Source organism: Nonomuraea sp. NPDC049158, assembly GCF_040648335.1.
Classification (GTDB): domain Bacteria; phylum Actinomycetota; class Actinomycetes; order Streptosporangiales; family Streptosporangiaceae; genus Nonomuraea.
Genome location: NZ_JBEZDM010000009.1, coordinates 1 through 22,559, shown reverse-complemented (window position 1 = coordinate 22,559; position 22,559 = coordinate 1). Strand labels below are relative to the sequence as shown.

Below are 22,559 nucleotides of genomic sequence, written 5' to 3'. Positions count from 1 at the left end.
GAGAACGTACGCAACTAGACGTTCGGGCCGACAGACCCCAGAGGACCAATTTCTCGCTGGACTCTTGACCGGGAATGACTAGTCACCCCCGTCAGTCAAGGCGAAATGGTGCCGAGTTACCGATAAGGTCACTCATTCGACGTACTCTTGGACTTGTGCAAGCTCAGGGCAAAGATCGTTCCTCGCCGATCTTGAACATCGTGCGGCTGATCGCCGCAGGCGCGGTCGCGGGAGTGCTCACGGCCGCCATAGCCCTTCCCGCGGTCGGTGGGGCGGGGATATCCGCCAAGTCCGCGATGACGGGGATCAACCTGAAGCCCGAGGACCTGGCCGAACCCCCGTTGCCCGAGCGCACGAAGCTGATGGACGCCAACGGCAAGAAGATAGCCCAGTTCTTCTACGAGAACCGCGAATCGGTGAGTCTCGACAAGGTCGCCCCCATCATGCGGACGGCGCTGATCTCGATCGAGGACTTCCGGTTCTACCAGCACGGCCCGATCGACGTGGAGGGAACGGCCCGCGCCCTCGTCAAGAACCTCACCCAGGGCGGCGTGACCCAGGGCGGCTCGTCGATCACACAGCAGTACGTCAAGCAGGTGCTCCTCAACTCGGCCGAGACCAAAGAGGAGCAGGCCGCGGCCATCGAGACCAGCGTCGGCCGCAAGCTCAACGAACTGCGCTACGCCATGGCGGTCGAGAAGAAGTACTCCAAGGACCAGATCCTTGAGAAATATCTGAACATCGCCTACTTCGGCGCCGGCGCGCACGGCATCCAGGCCGCCGCCAAGCGCTTCTTCGGCAAGCCGGCCTCCGCCCTCAACCTCGTCGAGGCGGCCACGCTCGCGGGCGCCGTCCAGAACCCCAACAGGACCGACCCGAACGTCAGCAAGGCGTCCAGGGAGCTGCTGAAGGCCCGCCGCAACGTCGTCCTCGACCGGATGGCCGAACTCGGCAAGATCACGCCGCAGGAAGCTGCCGAGGCCAAGGCCAAGAAGCTCGTCTTCAAGGACACCAAGGTCGAAGGCGGTTGCGAGGAGAGCAAGTACCCGTACTTCTGCCTCTACGTCCAGAACGAGATCCTCAACGACGAGGATTTCGGCAAGACCCCCAAGGAGCGCCTCAGACTGCTCCAGCGCGGCGGTCTCACGATCAAGACCACGATCGACCCGAAGATGCAGAAAGCCGCTGATAAGGCCATCAAGGAGTACGTCAGCACCAAGGACAAGCCGGTGGCCTCGCAGGCGATGGTCGTGCCGGGCACCGGCGAGATCAAGGCGATGGCGGCCTCGCGCAAGTTCGGCGGCAGCAAGAAGAAGAACGAGATGAGCTACAACGTCGTCGCCGACGCCAAGCACGGCGGTGGCGGCGGCTTCCAGCAGGGCTCGACGGCGAAGGCCTACACGCTCGCCACAGCGCTCGAGGAGGGCCTGAAGTACGGGGACGGCTACCCGGCGCCCGCCGGCTTCACCGCGTCCGGCTACGGCGCCTTCAAGAACTGCGACGGCAAGCGGGTCGGCGACCCCACCCATGAGGTGCGCAACTCCAGCGAGGGCGGCGGCGGCTTCAAGACGCTGCAGACCGGCACCTGGGGCTCGGTCAACACCTTCTTCATGCGACTGGAGGAGCGCGTCACGCTCTGCAAGGTCGTCAAGCTGGCCAAGCGGATCGGGCTCAAGCGGGCCGACGGCGCGAAGCTGCGCGAGTTCGAGACGTTCACCCTCGGCATCAACGAGGTGGACCCGGTCACCGTGGCCAGCACCTACGCCGTCTTCGCCTCACGCGGCCAGTTCTGCAAGCCGCTGGCGATCACCGAGATCAAGGACCGCAACGGTAAGGCAACGCAGTACAAGCCCAAGTGCTCCAAGGTCATGGAGGAGGAGGTCGCCGACGCCGTCAGCGGCATCCTCTCGGGCGTGTTCACCAAGGGCACGATGCAAGAGGTCGGTGGCATCGGCCGGGACGCGGCGGGCAAGACGGGCACCACCGACGGCTACACGGCCGCCTGGTTCGCCGGTTACACCCCGAACCTGGCCTCCGCCGTCAGCCTCGGCGACCCGCGCGGCGCCTTCACCCACAACCTGATCGGCGTCACCATCGGCGGCCGCTACTACAGCTACGTGTACGGGGCCACGATCTCGGGCCGCATCTGGAAGCAGGCGATGATGGGGGCGCTCAAGGGCGTCGAACCCACCGAGTTCACGCCGGTCAACCACGATCGGTTCGGCGGCTGCGCCGACAACTGCGCCCCCAAGCCCAAGAAGGAGAAGAAGGACGACCAGGGCGGGCCTCCGGACGACTTCTTCGACCAGTTCGACCAGTTCAACCGCGACGACAACGGCCGGGGACGCGGGCGCGGGCGCAACTGACCTGAATGCCCTGGGTGCCCGCGTTCGTGGCGGGCACCCGGTCTTCGGGTCTTGGTCAGGCGGACAGTCGCGCGCGAACGGCGGCGGCGACCCGTCCCCCCTCCGCGCGACCGGCGACCTTGGGATTGACGACCTTCATCACCTGACCCATCGCCTGCGGGCCGGCGGCGCCGGTCTCGGCGACGGCCTCGTCGACGAGGCGGCCGAGCTCCTCGTCGGAGAGCTGCGCCGGCAGGTATTCCTCCAGCACCGCCTGCTCGTCGAGCTCCGCCTGCGCCTGCTCCGCGCGCCCGGCGTTCCCGAACGCCTCGGCCGCCTCGCGGCGCTTCTTGGCCTCCTTGGTCAGCACCTTGATGATCTCGTCGTCGGAGAGCTCCCTGGCCGCCTTGCCGGCGACCTCCTCGACATTGACCGCGGCCAGTGCCATACGAACCGTCCGGAGACGTACCTCGTCCCGGCTCTTCAGCGAGGCCGTCAGATCGGCCTTCAGCTTGTCCTTCAATGCGCTCATGCCGTCCATCTTGCCGCCTGTAGGGACGGCTACGTGCTCACGGAGCCCCATCTCACGTACTCGGGACGCCTGGGGCCGGATGTCGGGCATCATGAATGAGTGAGGAAAGCTGCCGCCATACCACTGTCCATCCTCGGCCTCGGCCTGGCCGGTCTGGGTTACGCCTCCGTCGTCGAGCGCAACTGGTTCCGCCTGCGCCGCTTCGACGTGCCCGTGCTGGAGCGCGGGCAGCGGCCCGTACGCATCCTCCACCTGTCCGACCTGCACCTGACGCCGGGCCGCAGGATGCTGATCAACTGGGTCCGCTCGCTCGGCTCCCTGGAGCCCGACCTGGTCGTCAACACGGGCGACTCGATCGCCCACCCTGAGGCCGTACCCGCGCTCCTGCACGCCCTGGAGCCCCTGCTGGCCCGTCCCGGCATGTTCGTGTACGGCTCCAACGACCTCTACGCCCCCAAGCCCAAGAACCCGGCCCGCTACCTCTGGCGCACCTCCAAGAACGAGCGCCGCCAGCACGTCCCGACCCTCCCCTGGGAGGAGCTGGGCGCCGGCATGGCGGCCGAGGGCTGGCTCGACATGAACAACACCACCGCCCGCCTCAAGATCGGCGACCTCGACGTGGCGGTGGCGGGCATCCACGACTCCCACATCGACCGCGACCGCTACGACCTGGTCGCCGGCCCCGCCCCGGCCGACGCCGACCTCCGCCTCGGCGTCATGCACTCCCCCGAGCCCCGCAACATGACCCGCTTCGCCGCCGACGGCTACCAACTCCTCCTGGCCGGCCACACGCACGGCGGCCAGCTGTGCATCCCGTTCTACGGCGCCCTGGTCACCAACTGCGGCATCGACCGGCCCCGCGTCAAGGGCCTCAACCGCCACGACAACGCCTGGCTGCACGTCTCGGCCGGCCTCGGCACCTCGCCGTACGCGCCGGTCCGCTTCGCCTGCTTCCCGGAGGCCTCGTTGCTCACCCTGGTCCCGCGCCGATAAACGCGGTCACAAGCACCCGCGAAGTCAGCTAGACTTCTCAAGCACGCGCAAGAGGGCGTGCACCGGGGTGTAGCGCAGCTTGGCAGCGCGCTTCGTTCGGGACGAAGAGGCCGTGGGTTCAAATCCCGCCACCCCGACCCAGATAGACCAGGTAGAGGGCTTGATCCGCTAAGCGGGTCGGGCCCTTTTCCGTTTCTGGAAGTCGATAGCAGCGCCAATCGGGGAGCCATCTCACTTGGACTCAACCCGTCGGCTTGTCACCAAAGACGGTGTTCATGGCGCGGGTAGCCTTAGTGATCACTGGCTTGAGCTGGTGCCGGTAGACCGCTTCCGTGACATAGCCTCTCAAGCTCCCGGCCGGTCGGGTTCCAACCCCTCACAGGAGGCACACGTGAACGACAACGCTAAGCGGTCCCTGCGTACTGTCCTAACGGCGGATGTGGGCCGGGGTCCCGTGTGGTGATACGGGCCCTGCTCCTCGACGCCCGCGATGAGCCATGCGCGATGCTGCTGTCCCGGCCGGACACGCCAGCGCACGCGATGTACCAGCGGTGGGGGTGGCAGATCGTCGGCACCGTCCGGTCCGCACCGGATGCGGTCGTCACCGACGCGATGGTGATCGACCTCTCGGCGGATCAGGCTGACGGCGGCCCGGCATAGGAGATGCGCTTGCGATCAACGCAGGGCGTCACGCCCTCGGCCCAGTCGAACGCCGCGTTCTGGTCGTCGAGGGGGGTGACTGCGGTGAAGTAGGCGGGCGGCCCGTCGACGCCGACCGGCCGTACAGCCCACCCGCTGTTTTCCCGCGTGAGCACCCAATGGGCTGTCGTTGGCGGCCCCGCCGGTGGTGCGGACCGGGCGATGCGAGCAATCGCGCCCGGTAGTGCTCGCCACCGGGCTGTGAATCGGGCGAGTCCGGTCTGGCCGGAGGACGCGTAGCCGAGTACGCCGCGGCGGGGCCGGCCGGTCAGGCACAGACGGAGCACGTCTGCGAGGTGGCCCAACGCGGCCCGGCGCCGTTCACCCGGTTCCACAGTCATCGGCGCTCACCACCCTCTCAGGCGAGTCCTTCTGTGCGGGCTCGTACTCCTTCACCTTGCCATCGCTGCCACGCAAAGCGCCAACTGCGGTGCCTCGCGCCCGCCAGAGGCCGGGGATGCACGGCGCCGCCGTAGTCAGTGTCCGCTTCTCCTCGGTGGGAACCTGGCGGTCGTCCTGCTCATCCAGGGTCACCCAGCGGCCGTTTGTGTCCCGCAGTTGTAGTCGCAGCGAGGTGCGTTGACGGATCGGCGGCGTTTCGCACCAGTATCGGAGAGTCGCGCCGATCCCGGCCGGGGACACGCTGATGCCGTCATGCAGGATCTCCATGAAGCAGGTCGGGTCGGGCACTCGCCCTTTTTCGCCTATTGGATCCTGCTGGTCGCATCCGCCTGGCGAGGCGGTAGCTAACGACGCGGCGACAACAAGACGTCCGAATAGGCGCGGCCTCATCAACTCAGGCTCCTCACCCTGCAATGTCGTTACAGAATGTAGTCAGATAGTTACGATTATGCAAGTGCTGTGACTTGCTCGTGAAAGCACAGCAGGAAGCGGTCGCCGACCTGCAGGGCGCGCGGAGCGAGGTCGGGGGAACGGCCGTCAGCCCGGCCGTCGAGGGCGCTGTCTTCAACGAGCCGGTCGGTCTTCATCGGCAGGGGCAGCGGAGGGGGCGAACGTTATTCACAGCGACGCCCTTGGGAGGGGTTCGATGCTGACCTCGGGGCGGCTGCAGCCGGCGGCGCGGAGCAGCACCGCTCCGACGATCGCCCCGGTAAAGGCAAAGGTGGCCGCGATACCCACGATGACGGTGAACGCCCCACGACGGCTGGTGATGTCTTGTGGCTCCACGGAGCTCTCCTTGCGGTCAGGTCGAAGGCCAGTGTTGGATCGGGGCGGGCCGCAGGTCTTCGAGCACGACCAGCAGTTGCTTGGCGAGCGCGTACTCCAGGCGGCGGAAGGAGTCGAGAGAGATGACGACGTTGCGCTCCAGCTCGACCGGCCGATCCCGTGACGGCCGCAGAACATCGCCGATGACGCCGTACGGCTCGGCGCTGCCCACGCTGTAGACGGCCGCACCGTGGCGCAGGCGCGGGCAACTGGCGATCGCCGCCGAAACGCACCGGGCGCACGTGGGCGGCGCGTTGGTGTAGCCCGCCCCGGCGGGGGTGTCGCCGGGGTCATCGCCCAACACCCACGAGATCCGGCTGTCCACGGGATCGGCCGCCGCTTCGCCGCACACCTGGCAGAGCAGGTGCAGCATGCACCGACGCTGTCGGAGCGTGTTGACGACCTTCCACTCAGGACGCCTCGGCGGTGTAGTCCCTGTCGCGCCCAGAGCACGCCGTACATCCAGTCCTGCGGGACGACGTCGGCGTAGCTGAGCCTCACTCCGTCCGTCGCCTCTGGGTCCGCGGTGAACGCGAGAGGATGCAGTGCGAGCTCTTCGCTGTAAGCAGTGATGTACGGCACCCGGACGGCGATCGTGGTCATGCCGCCTCCAACGCGTCCATGTGCCACATGGCTTCTGCACGATCCGGAGTCGCATCATTGGGCAGATGCTCGACGGCCTGCCGGAGAAGGGCCGCGAGTTGGAGTCCGCTCGCGAGTTGCGCGATCTCACTGCGGGGCCGTCGAGCGACGCCTAGCGGCGGCGGGCGAACCGTCCGCGTACCTCTCGCTTGCGACGGCAGCGCGGGCACGGCCGGTACCGCCACGGCAGCACCCACGACCGCAGCACGCCCTTGCCGCCGCACCGCCAGCACTTGGTCAACGGGTTGCGGGCACTAGCAACGCAGAGTACGACGACCGACGCGGCGGCGACGTGAACCTGCTCGGCATCTACTCGACATGATCGACGGGGCGATGCACCATGGCACAGCGATGGGCGCTCTACCCCGACGAACTCGGCTGGCTGCGCGAAGCCCTGGCCCCAACCCGGTGGACACCGACGACGATGAGGACGACTTGGAGCCGGTGCGCTGATCGGCAGTGGCAGGACCGCACGGTCACTGATCGCGGCCGCGGTCGACGACCATGCCGGCGCTGTCGGTTATGGTGGCGGCATGGGTTGCTTCGCCGCTATGAACATCCGCGCCGCCGCTTAGCGGCGGTATCGCGGTTGCCGTAAACCGCGGCCTTATTGCCTGCCCCGCTGGAGTCGGTGCCAGGGCGTACCGCCGGATCAGTGTCCCGCCGGCAGCCCATCGCGTGTCTCGCTGTGCTGCCGGATCGTCCCGCGTGATCCGGGGAGCGAATCCATGTCGCAGCAGTTCCGTCCAACGCACCAAGAGCCGCTTCCTCGCACGTCCGAGGCTTTCCTCGCCGTCGCCGACGAGCCGGCCGCGGCCACCGCGGAAGCGAAGCCGAAGCATGACGTGCGGCCCGAACCCGCCAAGCTTCTCCTGATGGTCGGGCTCCCCGGCGCCGGAAAGACCACCCGGGCCAAGGAGTTCGCCGCGGCGCACCACGCGCTGCGGCTGACCCCGGACGAGTGGATGATCTCCCTGTTCGACGGGTCGCAGCCCGACGGCAAGCGCGACATGCTGGAAGGACGGCTCATCGCGCTAGCCCTGCAAGCGCTGCGACTGGGCACCAACGTCGTGCTCGACTTCGGGCTCTGGAGCCGCGACGAACGGTCGGCGCTGCGCTGGCTGGCAACATCGGCCGGGGCGGCCTGCCACGTCATCTACCTGCCCATCGACAAGGACGTCCAACGCGCCCGGATCGCACACCGCCAGGCAACCGCACCGCACACGACATTTCCGATGAGCGAGGCGGACATCGACGAATGGCGGAAGCAGTTTCAGGCACCGGATGCCACCGAACTCGGCGGCGGCGACATCCCCGGTCCGCCACCGGGGTGGCTGGGCTGGCCGGAGTGGGCCGCGGACCGATGGCCCTCGCTCGCACACGGCAACGCCTCCGAGACGCGGCGGCGACATCGGCCAGCGGCCGAGTGACGGATCCGTCAGGCACCGGCAGGTATGTCCGCCCTCGGCGGAGTCAGCGTGCCGATCCCGGCGTCGCGGCCGCAGCACACTCGATCGCGCGGTGGACCGTGGACGCGTGACCTCCAGGCCACCAGTTGAGCGGTCCGGCCAGGCGCATGAGGCTCGGCACCAGTACCGCCCTGATCACGGTCGCGTCCACCAGCACGGCCACCGCCATGCCGATGCCCAGCATCTGCACGAACATCACCTGCGCGGTGGCGTAGGCGGCGAAGGTGAGCGCCAGGATGCCGCCGGCCGCGGTGATCAGCGGAGCGCCCCGCTGCAGGCCGGCGGCCACCGCCTGCTCGGTGTCGCCGGTCCTGTCGTACTCCTCCTTGATCCGCGACAGCAGAAACACCTCGTAGTCCATCGACAGGCCGTAGGCCACACAGAGCATGAGGATGGGGATGCTGGGGTCGAGCGTGCCCGTCGGGGTGAAGCCGAGGAGACCCGACAGGTTGCCGTCCTGGAAGATCCAGACGATGGCGCCGAACATGACGCCGAGGCTGAGGACGTTCAGCAGGGTCGCCTTGATCGGGATGATCAGGCTGCGCGTCATGAGGAACAGGACCACGAATGTCACGCCCAGCATGAGCGCGAGCACCAGCGGCAGCCGGTCCACCACCGAGGCCCGGTAGTCGGACAGCTCGGCGGGATAGCCGCCGACCAGCACCTCGAAGGGCGGCGGCACCGCGCGTACGGCCTGGACGAGCCGCACGGGGTCGTCGGCCAGGGCCGCGGCCGACGGGACCACCGACAGCCACGTGCCCTCGCCCTGGAACCTGGACGGGTCCCCGTCACCCACCTGCTGCCCGCCGGCGAACGACCCGGCGGCAGAGTCCACCTGGGCCACGCCGGGCAGCCGGGACAGGCTCGTCGCGTACGCCGTGACGTCCGCCGTCACCGCCTCGCGCGAGATCAGCTGGATGGCGTCGGTCTCCTCGGCGGGGAACGACTGACGCACGACCTCCTGCGTCTGCCGGGAGGACGCCTCCAGGGGCAGGATGCGGTCGTCGGCCACGCCGAAGCGCAGGCCCAGGAAGGGCGAGGCCAGCACCAGCAGCAGCACGGTCGCCAGGCCGCCGAACACCAGCGGCCGGCGCATCACGCGGGTGGCCAGCCCGTGCCAGAACCCCGTCGCCCGCTCCGGCCGCTCCCGTCTGGGCAGCATCGTGCCGCCGATGGAGGCGAGTACGGCGGGCAGCACCAGCACGGCCGCGACCAGGCCGCCGATGACGACGGCGATGCCCGAGTACGCGAAGGAGCGCAGGAAGTCGAACGGCAACGCGAACAGCACGGCCAGCGACGTGGCCACGGTCAGGCCGCTGAACAGCACGGTCCGGCCGGCGTGCTCGACCGCCCCCGCGACGGCCGCCGCCCGGTCCTTGCCGCCCCGCGTCTCCTCGCGGAAGCGCTGGATCACGAAGAGGCAGTAGTCGATGCCGAGGCCGAGCCCCATGGCCAGCGTAAGATTCAGGGCGAACGTCGAAATTTCGGTAAACGTAAGGACGCCACGGAGCAGCGCGAGGCCGATCATCATCGCGAACAGGCCGGCCAGGATCGGCACCAAGGCAGCCATCGCGCGCCGCTGGTAGAGCCAGAGCAGCACGAACGCCAGCGGGAAGATGACCAGCTCGGCCCGGACGAAGTCCTGCCTGGCCAGCGGCACGGTCTCACGGAAGACCTCCTCCCCTCCCCCGGCCCGCACCTGCAGCAGGTCCGTGCCCCGGGTGATCTCGGGGACGAGCTTGGGCAGCACCTGTGTCCGCACGTGGTCGGCGTCCCCCGGGATGCGGACCACGATGAGCGCGTGCCTACCATCCTCGCTGCGCATCGTGGCGGGTCTGCCGCGGGTCCAGTACGAGTCCGCCTCGGCGACGTCGGCCTCGCTCCCGATCCGGGCGGTCAGCTCCCTGCCCGCGGCCTCGACCGCCGGAGCGTCCACCGTCCCGCTCTTGGCGGTCACCAGGAAGATCATGTCGGGGTTGCCGGTGTCGAACCGCTTGACCAGCTCGGCCTGCGCCCGGTCGGACTCCGAGCCTGGGGCTTCGAACCTGGCCAGCGACAGCCGGGGCACCGCGCCCGCGGCGAGCACTCCGGCCGCGATCAGGCCGAGCAGGGCCAGCGTCAGGACAAGACGGCGGCGGCGGACCAGAAAGTAGCCGAGCCTGCGCAGCGGCGGCTCCGCGGTGGCCGCGTGGACGGGGCGGGGCCGCGTGCTGACCGTCATCGCGTGAGTCCCGGGGCGGTTCGCATGGGGTCTCCGATCAAAACTCGGTAAACTACTCGTGTTTGCTGTTCCGAACCAGAAATACAAGTAAATGCTCGCATTTGTCAACGAGGTGCCGCATGGCTGAACGCACGGTCCGCCGACAGGCGAGGGGTCTGAAGCGCATGGCGGAGATCCTCGACGCCGCTGAACTGGTGATCGCCGAGGTCGGGTACCCGGACATGACGACGAACCAGGTCGCCGCGCGGGCGGGGATGTCGCCGGGCTCGCTGTATCAGTTCTTCCGCAACAAGGAGGAGATCCTGGACGGGCTGGTGTCCCGCTACACCGACGACCGCCAGGAGTTCTGGGCCGCCAGGCTGGCCGAGGTCACCCCGGACGTCCCACTGGAGCTGCTGGTGGGGCAGCTCGTGGACGAGAGCGTGCGGTTCAAGAGCCGCTCACCGGCGTACTGGTCGCTGCTCTACGGCTCGGCCACGGGCGACAGGTTCGCCGCGGCCTCGCAGCGGCTGCACGAGGACATCGCCGGGCAGATCGCGGGCATGCTGCGCCGCCTGCGGCCGGGACTGTCCGAGCACCGGGCCCTGCTCATGGGCACGATGGTGTTGTCGATGGTGAAGGCGGTGATGCCTATGATCACCACCGAGTCGCCCGAGCGGAGCGCCGAGCTCGTGGACGAGCTCAAGCACATGCTCGTGCGCTACCTGAACTAAGGGCTGCTTCCTGGGTGACTAGTCGTGGCTATCTTGTCACGATGAGTGCATAGGACGTGGTGGCTTAGCGAACGCCGAGTGGGATGTGTAGACGGCGTCTCCCTCTGGCGTGCGGCCCAGTCCAGGAAGCTCGACGGATTCTCAACATATCCTCAACACCCGTAAACCTACATTTCCGGACATGAGATCCGTAGGAAAGATCGCCACACTGACCGTGGCGGCCGCGCTCACCTCCGGCGTGCTGGTCTCCTCAGCGCACGCCACCAGCGCCACCGAAGGCGCCACCAAGGCCTCGGCCGCTCTGTGGCCCTGCGTCGTCCAGGCGAAGTGGGCGGTCAAGGTGCACAAGCGCAAGAGCCTCAGCTCCGGCTACCGGGTGGCCAAGAAGGGCACCAAGTTCCACGGCTACTGCTGGGACAACAAGCCCACCTGGAAGTGGACCGAAGTCTGGAACCTGGGCGGCGGGGGACACGGGTACGTCTGGCACACCGGGCTCAAGATGGTCCGCTAGGCCGAATCGCGTAGAGCAGCGTGCCATACCTCCTCGCAGTCCTCGCCCTCATGGCAAGTGCTGGGCGTCGTTCGTGCGAATCTTCGGCCGCCGTCCTTCACCCGCGACTGCCCGCCGAACGGGCCTGATCAGGCGTACTCGACTTATTGCCCAGAAGTGGAAGAAGCAGATGATCAATAACTCTGAATCAGGCAGTCGCAGGGCCACCTCGCATGCTCTGGAAGATCACCTGGCGGAATGGTCGCTGCAGACCGGGATCACCGTGGAGATATGGGCTCTGCCGAAACAACCGCTTCCCGCTCTCATCACCGAGATCGTCCATGGCACGATCCGTGACGTTCTGCAGGAAGTGGAACAGCAGGCACAGGCCCGTACCGTCTCCATTGCCCTCACCGTGGCTCCCGCCGGGCTGCGCTTGACCGTCAGCGATGACGGCCTCGGCACGTCGGCCAAGGCGTATGGGGCCAGCCTGGGTGGCAGACGGGTCGAGCTGGCAGGAATAGGCGGCCGCCTCACCGTCAATGGCGTACAAGGAAATGGCACCACGGTGAGCGCCACAGTACCCCGAAGGGCCTTCGGCTAGTTTTGCGCTCGCGCGTCCGTCACGATCCAAGGTCGTGGAAACAGAACGGAGGGGCTCACCAAGGCCCTACTAGCTAGGGGCACATCGTGAATGGTTCGATGCCAGGCAGGTGGCGGGACCATTCACTGGCGGTGAGCGTACGACCGGCGCGCACGCACAGGGTCGCGGCCACGTGCCGCTCGTCCACGTCGAACACACGGATCGTGCCGTCGGGAGCGGCGGTGTGGAGTTTCGTGCCGTCCGCGGAGAATGCCACCCACCCGCCGTCGGCGCCGTCCGCCGCCTGCTTGCCGTCGAAGACGACGCCCAGCGGTCGCCGGCTCGGCACGTCCCAGAGACGTACGCGCAAGCCCTTCTCGTACGTCGCGATCGTGCGCCCATCAGGCGACCAGGCCAGCATGGTGACCTCGCTGCCCGGCACCGCGGGGAACTCGGCGATTCTGGTCCTGACGTCGCCGTCCCACAGAGTGAGCCGGCCGGGCCCGGAGAAGGCCACCTGCCGGCCGTCCGGGCTGAAGGCGAAGGCGCCGGCGAGCTGCCCGGTGCCCTGTTCGGGAGGCAGGGTGGCGCCCTTCTCCGGATCGATGAGCTGGAGCGGGTTTCCGGTCACGAGCAGCCGTCCGTCGGGGCGGAAGGCGAGGTCTTTCGCTCCCGTCCCGGTCTCCGCTCGTCGAGATCCGCGTTCGAGGTCCCACAGTTCGACGCGACCGCGCTCCCCAGAGCGCGACACGGCCAGCGCGCGTCCGTCCGGACTGAACGCCAGCGCTTGGGTGCCCTGCTCGACGCCGCCCCCCAGCTTGAGCCGGGCCGACACCTTAGACCCGGTCAGATCGACGATGTGGACCGTGTCGTCGGCGGCCAGGGCGAGCCGGCGGCCGGCGGGGCTGAAGGCGGTCGCGCCGCCACCGCCCGACCGGCTGATCAATTTCAGCAAAGCGCGGCCCGTCGCCGTGTCCCTGGCCTCTATCCGGTCCTCCCAGATCGCGGCCAGCACGCGCGTGGAGGGGGCCAGCCGTACGTTCCCGCTCTCGCTGCCGCCGCCGATCGGCCGGTCGAACACCATCGAGACGTCCTCGGTGTGGACGGCGCCATGTTCGTCCAGATAGCGGACGGCCCGGTCGGCGAGGTCGAAGCGGAGCCCGCCGACGAAGGCGGGCATGGCCTGGCTGTACACCGTTTCATAGGAGTCGAGCATGGCCTGGCTGTACCCGATGCCATAGGTGGAGCGCCGCTGAAAGGTCAGCTGCTCCCGGCCGCCCCAGTTCGCGATGAAAGCATCGCCGAAGACGAAACCGGCCTCCGGGCCTACCCCGCCTTCCGGGCCCGCCCCGCCCACCTGGCCCATCACTCCCTCGCCGGACGGCAGCTCGAACATACGGATCCTGGTCCTCTCTTCCGAATTCAGAAGTTCCGTGGTCATCATCATCTTGCCGTCGTCGCTGAAGGTGGTCTGGTTGATGACGCCCGTGTCCGGCTCGGGCGCGATCGGCGTCCTCTTGCCCCGGCGCAGGTCCCACAACTCCGCGTCATGGCCCTTCACCACGTAGCCGAAGCGGCCATCCCGGCTGATCGCGTTGAGCACGGCCCCCGAGGGCGCGGTGAGCTCCTTACGCTTGGCGACATCCCACCATTCGGGCAGGGCTTTCGCTCCCCAGGGGATGGCGAGGTAGCGGCCGGAGCCGTCGAAGCTCAGTGTGCCGCCACCCGATCGCCTGCCTTGACGGGCGATGGGGGCGCCGAGCGGTCTTCCGGTGCGCGTGTCCCACAGCCGTACTCCCTCGTGGTCGAGGAGGGCCAGGGTGTGCCCGTCGGGGGCGAGCGCGGCTTGGAGCACGTCCGCGCTCACCCCGGACAGCACGCCGATCCGTCGTTGGACGGTGACGTCCCAGATCCTGGCCGTCCCGCCGTCCACGGACACGAGCAGGCGGCCGTCCTGGCTGAGGTTCTGCGCGGTCGCGGCCGTGTAGTCAGGGTCGAGGAAGACGGAGACCGCGGTCTGAGAGAGCGAGCCGTAGAGCGCGCCGCGGGTCTCCGGCAACTCCGGGCTCAACCGCCAGCCGGCCACGCTCAGCAGCTTCGCGACCTGAGGATCGCTCTGCCGCAGGTCGGCGGCTCGCAGCGCGAGCTCCCGCGCCAGCGCGTCGTCGCGCTGGCGGCTCGACTCCCTGCGCAGGTACTCCGCGGTGCCGAGCCCGCCGAGCGCGACCACGAGCAGTACGGCCAGGGTCGCCGCGACCAGACGGCGTCTCCTCGCCCTCGTACGGGCCAGGCTCACCGCCTCGTCGAGGAACTCGCGTTCGCGCCGTCGCAGCGTGAGGTCCTTGTGCGCGGTGGCGGCCCACTGCAGCGTCCGGTCGAGTGCCGAGCCGTGCAGCAGGTCGGCCGGTCTTCTGCCGTGCTCGTTCCACAGCGCGGCCGCCTCGGCGAGTCGCCGGTGGACGGGCAGCCCTTCGCGGTTGCCCGCCACCCAATCGCGCAGCCGGGGCCAGGCGTGCAGGAGCCCGGGTGTGGCCAGTTCGTACGCGGCACCGGACCGCGTGACCAGGCCCGCGGCGCCGAACACGGTGAGCATCGCGTCCACGGCCGGCGAGTCCGGCAGCTCGTCCCTGCCGACGGGCCGGAGTTCGTCGCCGTCGATCATCCGCAGGAACACCTCGGGCGCGGTCGCACGCTCGGCCTCGGTCAGCTCACCGTAGAGCTCCTCCGCGATCGCGCCCAGATCGGGCTCGGGCCGTCCGGTCAGTGCACCCGCCTGCGTAAGGCCGCGTTCGAGCAGGTCATCGCCGCGGCCGAGCGGCTCCTCACCGCCATGGCCCAGCAGCCGCAGCAGCACCTCCCCGGCGGCCGGCCGCCTCGTGGGATCCCGGGCAAGCGCCGCGGCCACCAGCGCATTCAGGGGTTCAGGCAGGCCGTACGCGTCCGGTTCGAACTCCATCACCCGCCCAATGACGGCGGCCGGATCCCCCTCCTCGATCACGTCCTTGCCCCGGGCCGCGAACAGCACCACCATCGCCCACGCCCACAGGTCGGCCGCCTCGCTCGCGCCCCGCCCCGAGAACACCTCCGGCGGCATGTATCCGGGCGTGCCCATGATCGGCCCGCTCGTCGTCGGCCCCACCTCACGGGCCACACCGAAATCGATCAGGCGTGGTCCGTCCGGCCCCATGATGATGTTGTCCGGCTTGAGATCGCGATGCACAATCCCGCACTGGTGGATGGCGGTCAGCGCGGTCGCCACCCCGATCGCCAGCCGGCGCAGCGCGTCCTTCTCGTACGACCCCGACTCCGCCACCACCCGCCGCAGGCTCGGCCCTGGCACGAACTCGCTGACGATGTACAGCGGCGCCGAATTGACCTGTGCCTCGATCACCTTGGCGGTGCAGAACGAGGCCACCTGCTGGGCCGCCGCCGCCTCCGTCGCGAGTCTGGCGCGTGATTCGGCGCTGTCGTACCTGGGGACCTTGATCGCGACCCGCTCTCCCGCCTCCCCGTAGCCCTCGTAGACGACGCCTTGGCCGCCCGCGCCCAGCCGGCCGGCCAGCCAGTAACGCCCCAAACGCCGCGGGTCGGATGGGGTGAGAGGAGCTATTGAGCGTGCCATTTCGGGAAACTCCGGATGGGCTGAAGGTCAAGGACATCAACCGGGTGCTGAACACCGGCGTGGAGCCCAAGCACGCCGAGAGCGTACGCGCGGTCGGCCAGGGCGTCCTCATCGAACCCGAATCAGGCCTCTCCATCCTGTGTCAGCCGCACGCATCATGCGGCGAGCATGTCGAGCGGTCCGCCGACAAGCACCAGAGCGAACGCCGCCCAGCGGAACAGATGCAGCGGCCGAGTGCGATGCAGAAGCGCGCCGAGAAGCATCTCGAGAACGCCCCCTACAGCCCACCACGCTGCCTTGGCGAGCGTGGGCGGTAATGCCCTTTTCGGGGTCGAGAAGGTCCAACACGATAGACAGCGCGGCGAAGTACAACATGACCTTCCCGACACGGCCCCACACCAGCATGCTCGTGGTCGAACGGCCGTCGAACCACGTGGCGATGACGTCAACCAGTTCGTTCACGGGCTGCTCCTTCGCGTGCGCGGCGAGCGCGACCGGGCTCCTACGCGTGAGGTCACTTGGCGTGTGGATAGGCGACCATGGTGTTCGTGGAGTCTTCCCAGAACAGACCGTATCCGGAGTAGTCGCCGAAGGGAGCCACGACGTAGTTGCCGAGCTGGACCTGGCCTGTGGCGAGGTCGATGGTGACCCGCGGGTCGGCCTGGTCGGCAGCCGAGGCGCCGATGCCGAAGGCGACGCCGCCATCGGTCACACCGGTCAGATGGACTGGCTTGTCGCGGTCGGTCTCCTCGAAGCAGTGGCCGGTGCCTTTGTCCAAGTCGAAGGCCGTGTGGCCGCGGACGAGATAGCGGCCGTCGGCAGACAGGGAGGCCCCCTTGGAGTCGTCGGCCGTCACGCCCTGATCCGGCGCGCAGTCGACCTTGGCGCGAGCCTTTCCCGTGGCGGGGTCCAGGACGGCCCACGTGTCGTTGGGCACGCCTTCATCGCGCCACTGCGCGACGAGGGAGTCCTTGACCGGGGCGATGAAGAGCTGGTGGTCGCTGTCGGTGGTGAGAGTTCCGCCTGACCAGGCTCCCGGCACCCAGTAGTGGCGGCGGGGCTGGGTGTTGGTAGCCAGCAACGGCCCGCGAGGGGTGACCGCTACGGCCTTGGTCGAGGCGAAACACAGCTTGCACTCGCTGGCTGGGGGTTTCATCTTCCTCAGGTCGTACGTCTTCGTCGTGCCGGTGGCCGGATCCACGGTCACCACCACGTCGTTGTCCAGTTGCACCAGCAGTCCGCCACCGCCGTTGGTGACCGCACCCTCGCCGTCCAGTTCGAGATGGTGAGCCGGCTTGACGCCGTCTCCAGCGGCACGGGCCGGGAAGATGTCGATCGTCGTGACCTGCCGGCCCTTGCTGACCACGTCCGCGCCCTGAAAGCCGGACGCGGTGGCGACCAGGTAGTCCTTTCCCTGCACGGTGACCGAGAGCGCTGACATCAGGCCGGGGCCCTTCACCTCGCTCTTCCACAGACTTTGGCCGCTGGTCACATCGAGCACGGTGAAGGTGCCGTCGTTCTTGCCGCCCTGCCGGAAGACGGCGACCGCCCCGGAGTGCGGCAGGGTGAGCTGGTCCCCCGGCAGGTCCGACTCCCAGCCGCGGGAGGTGTCATAGAGGCTGGGCACCGACAGCTGTGTCTTCGGCGCGACACGCTCAGGGGAGGCGGACGAGGACGGCGTCGGCGTGCCGGTCCGGGGCCCGTGCGACTTTCCCGAGTCATCGCTTCCCGCACCTCCTCCGCAGGAGGTGAGAAGACCTGCGGCCACCACTGCCACGATTACGCGCCTGGGCCGATTCACGCGAATCCTTCCATAAAAACGGAACGTATCGGGCGCCAATAGATGGGCACCCTTGATCCGGAGTCCCCGCCGGAGGCACCCTCTTTCAACGCCACTCGATTTTCAACGCCACTCGATGAACCCGGCAGTGTCGCCATCTCATCAAGTCGCCGATGAAAGCGAGTGGCTCTGAAATAGGGGCGAGGTTGCAGCGTCGGTCGGGAAAGCGCACCTGTGCCGCTTTCCGCAATGGCCGAACCACCTGCTGACAACAGCAAATCCGACGATCGCTCAAGCGATCACGCCACACTGGTTCTTGATTCTCACGAGGAGTTCTTCTATGTGTGATCGCGATCGGCGTTCGGCCTGCACGTCTCGTAGTTCGAGTGACGGATGGTACGGAAGTTGTCGATCGACATCCACCCGTACTTGCTCGTCCCCTTCACTCGGCCATAGGCCCAGAGGTTGCCGTGTCGGTTCCGTACCCAGCAGTGGAAGTAGATCACCCGCCCCCTGCCGAGCCTGGTCACGCTCCCGCACCGGTCCATGTAGGGCCCCTTCTTGAGGCTGTAGGAGCCCTTCATCACGCCGTAGCCGCCGTCCAGGTTGGAGATGGAGTCGTCGTACACGGCGCATGGAGACGGGGTGGCCGACGCGGCCGGCCCGTTCACGAGTGTCGCCGCCATGATCGCGCCGGTCGTAACCAGCATTCCAACCGTCCTGGTCCCGAATCGCATGTTGCCCCCCTTTGTCCTGTTGACCAGCTGGCGATCCACATGGTGCGCCGGACGATGTTGAGAACTTGTTGAGGATTCGTTGAGGGGACCGGCATGGGGACGGGGCGCAGGCCAGCCCCGGGTCCAGCCGAGATACGGGTAGAACCGACCATGAGGCCAGTTGGGGCGTTCGGCCGGTGGAAGGTCAGGTCCCGGAAGTTGCGGATACGGCCGGAAGCCGAAGACCTCAGTCTCCGCTGTCCCTGCCGTCCCTCATCCACGCCTGACCTGCGGATGTGTGCGCCACGGGAGGAGGACATCTCAGGGACGTGATGTCTATCGCCGTCCTTGATCCACAGGACGCCGACATCGGCCCGCAGGCCATTTTCAGAGTTCGATCTGAGGGGTAGGCGCGAGCTGGCTACAGTGGCGACGGCCAGCAGTCAAATGCAGTTAAGGCTGGCCGAAAATCCAGAGGAGAACAGGAATGCGAAGAACCTGGCCACTGGCGCTGATGGCCCTCGCCACGGTTGTCATGGGCGGCGCGACGCCGGCGAGTGGTGACGCGGTCGGTAAGGCAACCAATTCGACGACGGCGACGGCAGCGGTCTGCGGCAGCTCGTCGCTGAACGGCCCGACCACACCGCCCGCCGGCGCGGTCGTGGTGCCTGCGGGCGACAACAGCGGCGTGGACTTACGCAAGGCGAACACCACGTACTACTTCCAGACCGGCACGCACAAGCTGGGCACCGACCAGTACTCCCAGATCATGCCCGGCAACGGCGCGACGTTCATCGGCGCGCCCGGCGCGGTACTGGACGGGCAGGGGCTGAACCGGTACGCGTTCACTCAGCAGGCGACCGGCGTCACGATCCAGTACCTGACCATCACCGGATTCGTCGCGCCCCGCGATCAGGGTGTGGTCAATCACGACTCCGGTGACGGCTGGGTCGTGGAGCACAACACGATCCGCGACAACACCGGCGCGGGGCTGATGGCCGGGGCCACGAACAAGATCCGTGGCAACTGCCTCAAGGACAACGGACAGTACGGCCTGAACGCCTATAAGGCCGGCAACACCATCACCGGCCTGGTTGTGGCGGACAACGAGTTCACCGGCAACAACACCGAGGACTGGGAGCACCAGGAACCTGGGTGCGGATGTACCGGTGGCATGAAGTTCTGGGCGGTTAACGGCGCCGACGTGACCGGCAACTGGATCCACGGCAACCACGGGCCGGGGGTCTGGGCGGACACCAACAACAACGACTTCCTCATCGAGGACAACCTCATCGAGGACAACGAGTCGCTCGCGATCTTCTACGAGATCAGCTACAACGCCGTGATCCGCAACAACACCATCCGCGGCAACGCCTGGGCCTCCGGTGCCGAGCGGGCAGCGAAGGGCGACCCGTTCCCCGAAGCGGCGATCTACCTGTCCGAGGCGGATGGTGAGCCCCGCGTGCAAGCGCGGACCAGCAAGATCGAGATCACCGGCAACCGACTCGAGAACAACTGGGGCGGGATCACCGCGTGGGCGAACGCCGACCGGTTCTGCAACAGCCCAGCCTCGACGACCGGCGACTGCACGCTGATCGTCGGGCCGACCAACACCTCACAGTGCTCGGCTCCCGCCATCGCCGGCGAGCCGCTCTACACCAACTGCCGCTGGTGGACGAAGAACGTCGACGTCCACCACAACACGTTCGCCTTCAACCCCAGTGCCGTCAACGGCGGCTGCCCGACACAGTACTGCGGGCACATGGCCTTGCTGTCCAACTGGGGCACGTACCCGGACTGGTCCCCGTACAAGGGCGCCGTGATCCAGCAGTCGATCGTCCACGGGTCGAACAACTCCTGGCACGACAACACCTACACAGGACCGTGGCAGTTCAGGGTCACCGACATGGGCACTCGCATCGCGCCCGGCCAGTGGGTCGGCCCCCAGTACGGCCAGGACGCCGGCAGCACGTTCGACGGCGGCACGCCCGTCCCGCCGGCGATCACCGAGCAGGACTTCGAGTCCGGCTCGACGACCTCGCCCTACGCCCCGTGGTACGGGTCCAGCGTCGCGCACCAGACCGGCGGCGCGCATGGTGGCACGGGCTCGCTGCAGATGACCAGCACCCAGTCGGGCGGCAGCGCGGTGGCGCTTGACAACTTCCCCGGCTACAGCGGTGTGGTCGCCGGTACGAGCTACCACGTGTCGCTGTGGTATCGGGAGGCGGTGGCGACCATGCCCGCCGTCACGTGGAACGTGCGGTGGCGCGACGAGTCCGGCACGGTGCTGCGTACCGACGCCATCTCCCTGGCCCAGAAGACCGCCTGGACCGAAGCGGCCGGCACGTTCACCGCGCCCGCGGGCACGACCCGTGTCGACTGGACCTTCGTCTGGAACGCGAGCACCGCCGGGCCCGCGTTCCAGATTGATGATGTGGCCATCCGTCCCGGGAATGCTTGAGCGAAAGACCTGAAGAACATCAGCCCGGTGACGGCGCTTCGCCCGTCTTCCTGGCACGCTACGCGCTAAAGAGCGGCTGCGACACGGACCTCCGTGTCGCAGCCGCTCTCTGTCAGGAACACCTGAGCCGGACCCGCGTCATGCCATTAGCGCTGCAGTGTCAGCACACCCGGCCGGTAGGGCAGGAGACCGTAGTCGCCGCCCGAGCTGGGGGCACGTCCCTGGTAGAGCAACTGCAGATTGCAGGGATCAACGGTCATGGTCTGATCGGGGTTGGTGCGAACCAGATCGCCGTGGCTGATGTCGTTGGTCCAGGTGGCGCCGCTGTTGGCCTTGCCGGCGAAGGGATTGCCCTCGGTCGCGGCTTGCGGTGTCCACGAACCGCCCAGACTGGTGGCCGTGAACGAGCGGAAGTAGCGACCCTGCGAGCCCATCGCCTCGACGAGCATGAGGTATCGGTTCTGGCCCTGGAGCTGGTAGACCTGAACGCCTTCGAACAGATTGTTCGTCGTGTCGCTCATGATCGTCGTCGATGTCGCGCCAAAACTGCCCGGGAAATTTCCGATGGGCATAGTGGCCCGGTAGATCTTGCCGTTGTCCCCGGCGAAGAACAGATACATGTTCGTGCTGTCACCGATGAGTGTCTGGTCGATGGGTCCTGTGCTGGAGCCGGAGATGCTGCCGGAGAAGAGCACCTGCTGCGCTGACCAGCCATTCGGATTAGTGGGGTCGCTCGACGTCCGGTAGGAGAAAGCGGTCCCACCCCACTGGTAGGTGAGCACCCAGATGTTCTTCGGGGCGAAGTAGAAGAGCGTCGGCGCGACAGTGGAGAAGGACATCGTGTTCTGGCCGGCCGAGGCCATGTCAGACCAGTTGGTGAAGAGGCCGAAGTTCATCGAACCCCACTTCGTCCCCGTGTCGTGCGTCGTCGCATAGACGAGATGCCTGCCGTTGTAGACGACGTTGGTGAAGTCCTTGAGCGAGACCCATCCCGACTTCGGGTTCGCCAGCTGGCCCGTCGATGTCCAGCGGTACGTCGATGGAAGAGCGCACGTGCCGGTCGGCGTCGGCGTCGGTGTGGGCGTCGGAGTCGGTGTGGGGGTGGGAGTGCCGGGGTCGCCGCAGGTCACGCCGTTCAGGGCGAACGAGGTGGGCACCGGGTTGCTGCCGTTCCACGAGCCGTTGAACCCGAAGGTGGTGCTGCCGCCGGAGGGGATGGAGGCGTTGTAGGCGACGTTGGTGGCGGTCACCGACGAGCCGGACTGGGTCTGGGTGGCGTTCCAGATCTGGGTGATCTGCTGGCCGGCGCCGAAGGACCAGGTCAGCCGCCAGCCGTCGACCGCGTCACCGAGGTTGTTGATGGTGACGGCGGCACCGAAGCCACCCTGCCAGCTCGAACTGACGGTGTAGTCGACCCGGCAGGCCACGGCGGCCTGGGCGGGCTGTGTGGTCAGCAGGCCGGCTCCGGCCAGCAGGACCGCGATGGCGCCGATCGCCAGGCCGCGGCGCGAGACCCGCCGGGGCGGCGCCGCGGCCGTGGCAGCGGAGGGGTGCGCTGGCCAGGGCAGACGCATCTGTATTCTCCTCATCATCATGTCCGGTCCCCGTCAGGGGCTGGTGCAGGTAGCGGTCGGGGTGGCCGCGGTGCCGTTCGCGGTGAACCCGAAGGTCGTGGAGCCGCCGGCCGCGATGGAGCCGTTATAGGCGGCGTTGCGTACGGTGACGCTGGAGCCGGACACGCTCTGCTGACCGTTCCACAGGCTGCTGATGCTCTGCCCGCCGGGCCAGGTCCACCGCACGGTCCACGCGCTGATCGCCGCGCCGCCCGCCTGGACGGTCACCGTCGACTGGAAGCCGCCCTGCCAGCTGTTGGTCGTCGTGATCGTCGCCGCGCACCCGTCCGGGACCGGTGTCGGAGTGGGCGTCGGGGTCGGTGTCGGAGTGGGGTCGGGGCCCGGCGAGGCGGCGTTCAGGGCGTTGAGGACCGCGTCGTAGGCGGGCTTCTTGTTGGCGCCGTTGAACAGCAGCGGGGTGTCACCCGACCGCCAGGAGTCCTGGTCGCGTAC

At 67.9% G+C, this 22,559-nt stretch carries 20 protein-coding genes and 1 tRNA gene; 10 read left to right on the top strand and 11 right to left on the bottom strand.

The window, feature by feature from the left end:
• Positions 1-200 precede the first annotated feature (200 nt).
• Positions 201-2,366, top strand: a complete 2,166-nt coding sequence (locus AB0B61_RS20660; RefSeq protein ID WP_358433971.1) for a transglycosylase domain-containing protein — start codon at positions 201-203, stop codon at positions 2,364-2,366.
• Between the two features lie 55 nt (positions 2,367-2,421).
• Here AB0B61_RS20660 and AB0B61_RS20655 read toward each other — a convergent pair whose 3' ends face one another.
• Positions 2,422-2,877 (bottom strand): GatB/YqeY domain-containing protein, encoded by a 456-nt coding sequence (locus AB0B61_RS20655; protein WP_357653642.1) that lies wholly within the window; start codon positions 2,875-2,877, stop codon positions 2,422-2,424.
• Positions 2,878-2,976: 99 nt separating this feature from the next.
• Between AB0B61_RS20655 and AB0B61_RS20650 the strand changes: the two genes are divergently transcribed.
• The 3 genes from AB0B61_RS20650 (at position 2,977) to AB0B61_RS20640 (ending at position 4,530) form a co-directional block, all read left to right on the top strand.
• Positions 2,977-3,870 carry a metallophosphoesterase gene (locus AB0B61_RS20650; protein WP_357954461.1) on the top strand — a complete coding sequence of 298 codons (894 nt, stop codon included), beginning with the start codon at positions 2,977-2,979 and terminating at the stop codon, positions 3,868-3,870.
• 63 nt (positions 3,871-3,933) lie between these two features.
• Positions 3,934-4,007, top strand: a tRNA-Pro gene (locus AB0B61_RS20645).
• Between the two features lie 319 nt (positions 4,008-4,326).
• Complete coding sequence (locus AB0B61_RS20640; protein ID WP_358433968.1) at positions 4,327-4,530, top strand: hypothetical protein; 204 nt, start codon at positions 4,327-4,329, stop codon at positions 4,528-4,530.
• On the opposite strand, the gene AB0B61_RS20635 is transcribed toward AB0B61_RS20640, so the two are convergent.
• From AB0B61_RS20635 to AB0B61_RS20620, 4 genes are all read right to left on the bottom strand, one after another.
• A complete protein-coding gene (locus AB0B61_RS20635) occupies positions 4,506-4,685 on the bottom strand; it encodes a hypothetical protein (RefSeq protein WP_358433966.1) in 180 nt (59 codons plus the stop codon). The two genes, AB0B61_RS20640 and AB0B61_RS20635, sit on opposite strands and share 25 nt — an antisense overlap.
• Positions 4,686-4,890: 205 nt before the next feature.
• Positions 4,891-5,259: a hypothetical protein gene (locus tag AB0B61_RS20630; RefSeq protein ID WP_358433963.1), complete on the bottom strand. Its 369-nt coding sequence runs from the start codon at positions 5,257-5,259 to the stop codon at positions 4,891-4,893.
• A 330-nt stretch (positions 5,260-5,589) separates the two neighbouring features.
• Positions 5,590-5,757, bottom strand: coding sequence for a hypothetical protein (locus tag AB0B61_RS20625; protein WP_358433960.1), 168 nt, complete (start codon positions 5,755-5,757; stop codon positions 5,590-5,592).
• A gap of 16 nt (positions 5,758-5,773) precedes the next feature.
• Positions 5,774-6,169: a hypothetical protein gene (locus AB0B61_RS20620; RefSeq protein ID WP_358433957.1), complete on the bottom strand. Its 396-nt coding sequence runs from the start codon at positions 6,167-6,169 to the stop codon at positions 5,774-5,776.
• 997 nt (positions 6,170-7,166) lie between these two features.
• Between AB0B61_RS20620 and AB0B61_RS20615 the strand changes: the two genes are divergently transcribed.
• On the top strand, positions 7,167-7,868 hold the full coding sequence (locus AB0B61_RS20615) for an ATP-binding protein (RefSeq protein WP_358433955.1): 702 nt from the start codon (positions 7,167-7,169) through the stop codon (positions 7,866-7,868).
• Between the two features lie 43 nt (positions 7,869-7,911).
• Here the strand turns inward: AB0B61_RS20615 and AB0B61_RS20610 are convergent, their stop codons facing one another.
• Positions 7,912-10,128 carry an MMPL family transporter gene (locus tag AB0B61_RS20610; RefSeq protein WP_358433953.1) on the bottom strand — a complete coding sequence of 739 codons (2,217 nt, stop codon included), beginning with the start codon at positions 10,126-10,128 and terminating at the stop codon, positions 7,912-7,914.
• A 119-nt stretch (positions 10,129-10,247) separates the two neighbouring features.
• Between AB0B61_RS20610 and AB0B61_RS20605 the strand changes: the two genes are divergently transcribed.
• From AB0B61_RS20605 to AB0B61_RS20595, 3 genes are all read left to right on the top strand, one after another.
• The gene (locus AB0B61_RS20605) at positions 10,248-10,841 is read left to right on the top strand and encodes a TetR/AcrR family transcriptional regulator (RefSeq protein ID WP_358433950.1); all 594 of its coding nucleotides are present in this window, start codon (positions 10,248-10,250) and stop codon (positions 10,839-10,841) included.
• Positions 10,842-11,022: 181 nt separating this feature from the next.
• Positions 11,023-11,352, top strand: a complete 330-nt coding sequence (locus tag AB0B61_RS20600) for a hypothetical protein (protein WP_358433947.1) — start codon at positions 11,023-11,025, stop codon at positions 11,350-11,352.
• Positions 11,353-11,425: 73 nt separating this feature from the next.
• Positions 11,426-11,935 (top strand): hypothetical protein, encoded by a 510-nt coding sequence (locus AB0B61_RS20595; protein WP_358433945.1) that lies wholly within the window; start codon positions 11,426-11,428, stop codon positions 11,933-11,935.
• A gap of 73 nt (positions 11,936-12,008) precedes the next feature.
• On the opposite strand, the gene AB0B61_RS20590 is transcribed toward AB0B61_RS20595, so the two are convergent.
• Complete coding sequence (locus AB0B61_RS20590) at positions 12,009-15,491, bottom strand: serine/threonine-protein kinase (RefSeq protein ID WP_358433943.1); 3,483 nt, start codon at positions 15,489-15,491, stop codon at positions 12,009-12,011.
• 38 nt (positions 15,492-15,529) lie between these two features.
• Between AB0B61_RS20590 and AB0B61_RS20585 the strand changes: the two genes are divergently transcribed.
• Positions 15,530-15,853: a hypothetical protein gene (locus AB0B61_RS20585; RefSeq protein WP_358433940.1), complete on the top strand. Its 324-nt coding sequence runs from the start codon at positions 15,530-15,532 to the stop codon at positions 15,851-15,853.
• Positions 15,854-16,050: 197 nt separating this feature from the next.
• On the opposite strand, the gene AB0B61_RS20580 is transcribed toward AB0B61_RS20585, so the two are convergent.
• Positions 16,051-17,163, bottom strand: coding sequence for a hypothetical protein (locus tag AB0B61_RS20580; protein WP_358433937.1), 1,113 nt, complete (start codon positions 17,161-17,163; stop codon positions 16,051-16,053).
• Between the two features lie 491 nt (positions 17,164-17,654).
• On the bottom strand, positions 17,655-18,026 hold the full coding sequence (locus tag AB0B61_RS20575; RefSeq protein ID WP_358433934.1) for a hypothetical protein: 372 nt from the start codon (positions 18,024-18,026) through the stop codon (positions 17,655-17,657).
• Positions 18,027-18,519: 493 nt separating this feature from the next.
• Between AB0B61_RS20575 and AB0B61_RS20570 the strand changes: the two genes are divergently transcribed.
• A complete protein-coding gene (locus AB0B61_RS20570; protein WP_358433931.1) occupies positions 18,520-20,493 on the top strand; it encodes a right-handed parallel beta-helix repeat-containing protein in 1,974 nt (657 codons plus the stop codon).
• 146 nt (positions 20,494-20,639) lie between these two features.
• Here the strand turns inward: AB0B61_RS20570 and AB0B61_RS20565 are convergent, their stop codons facing one another.
• Both AB0B61_RS20565 and AB0B61_RS20560 read right to left on the bottom strand, forming a co-directional pair.
• A complete protein-coding gene (locus AB0B61_RS20565) occupies positions 20,640-22,067 on the bottom strand; it encodes a non-reducing end alpha-L-arabinofuranosidase family hydrolase (RefSeq protein WP_358433928.1) in 1,428 nt (475 codons plus the stop codon).
• Positions 22,068-22,100: 33 nt separating this feature from the next.
• A partial coding sequence (locus tag AB0B61_RS20560) for a cellulose binding domain-containing protein (protein ID WP_358433925.1) occupies positions 22,101-22,559 on the bottom strand: 459 nt, incomplete at its 5' end.

Coding starts and splice junctions, on each gene's coding strand:
- AB0B61_RS20600 (WP_358433947.1), top strand. CDS start 11,023: ATGAGATCCGTAGGAAAGATCGCCACACTGACCGTGGCGGCCGCGCTC.
- AB0B61_RS20575 (WP_358433934.1), bottom strand. CDS start 18,026: ATGCTGGTTACGACCGGCGCGATCATGGCGGCGACACTCGTGAACGGG.
- AB0B61_RS20570 (WP_358433931.1), top strand. CDS start 18,520: ATGCGAAGAACCTGGCCACTGGCGCTGATGGCCCTCGCCACGGTTGTC.
- AB0B61_RS20620 (WP_358433957.1), bottom strand. CDS start 6,169: ATGCTGCACCTGCTCTGCCAGGTGTGCGGCGAAGCGGCGGCCGATCCC.
- AB0B61_RS20655 (WP_357653642.1), bottom strand. CDS start 2,877: ATGAGCGCATTGAAGGACAAGCTGAAGGCCGATCTGACGGCCTCGCTG.
- AB0B61_RS20605 (WP_358433950.1), top strand. CDS start 10,248: ATGGCTGAACGCACGGTCCGCCGACAGGCGAGGGGTCTGAAGCGCATG.
- AB0B61_RS20565 (WP_358433928.1), bottom strand. CDS start 22,067: ATGCGTCTGCCCTGGCCAGCGCACCCCTCCGCTGCCACGGCCGCGGCG.
- AB0B61_RS20615 (WP_358433955.1), top strand. CDS start 7,167: ATGTCGCAGCAGTTCCGTCCAACGCACCAAGAGCCGCTTCCTCGCACG.
- AB0B61_RS20610 (WP_358433953.1), bottom strand. CDS start 10,128: ATGACGGTCAGCACGCGGCCCCGCCCCGTCCACGCGGCCACCGCGGAG.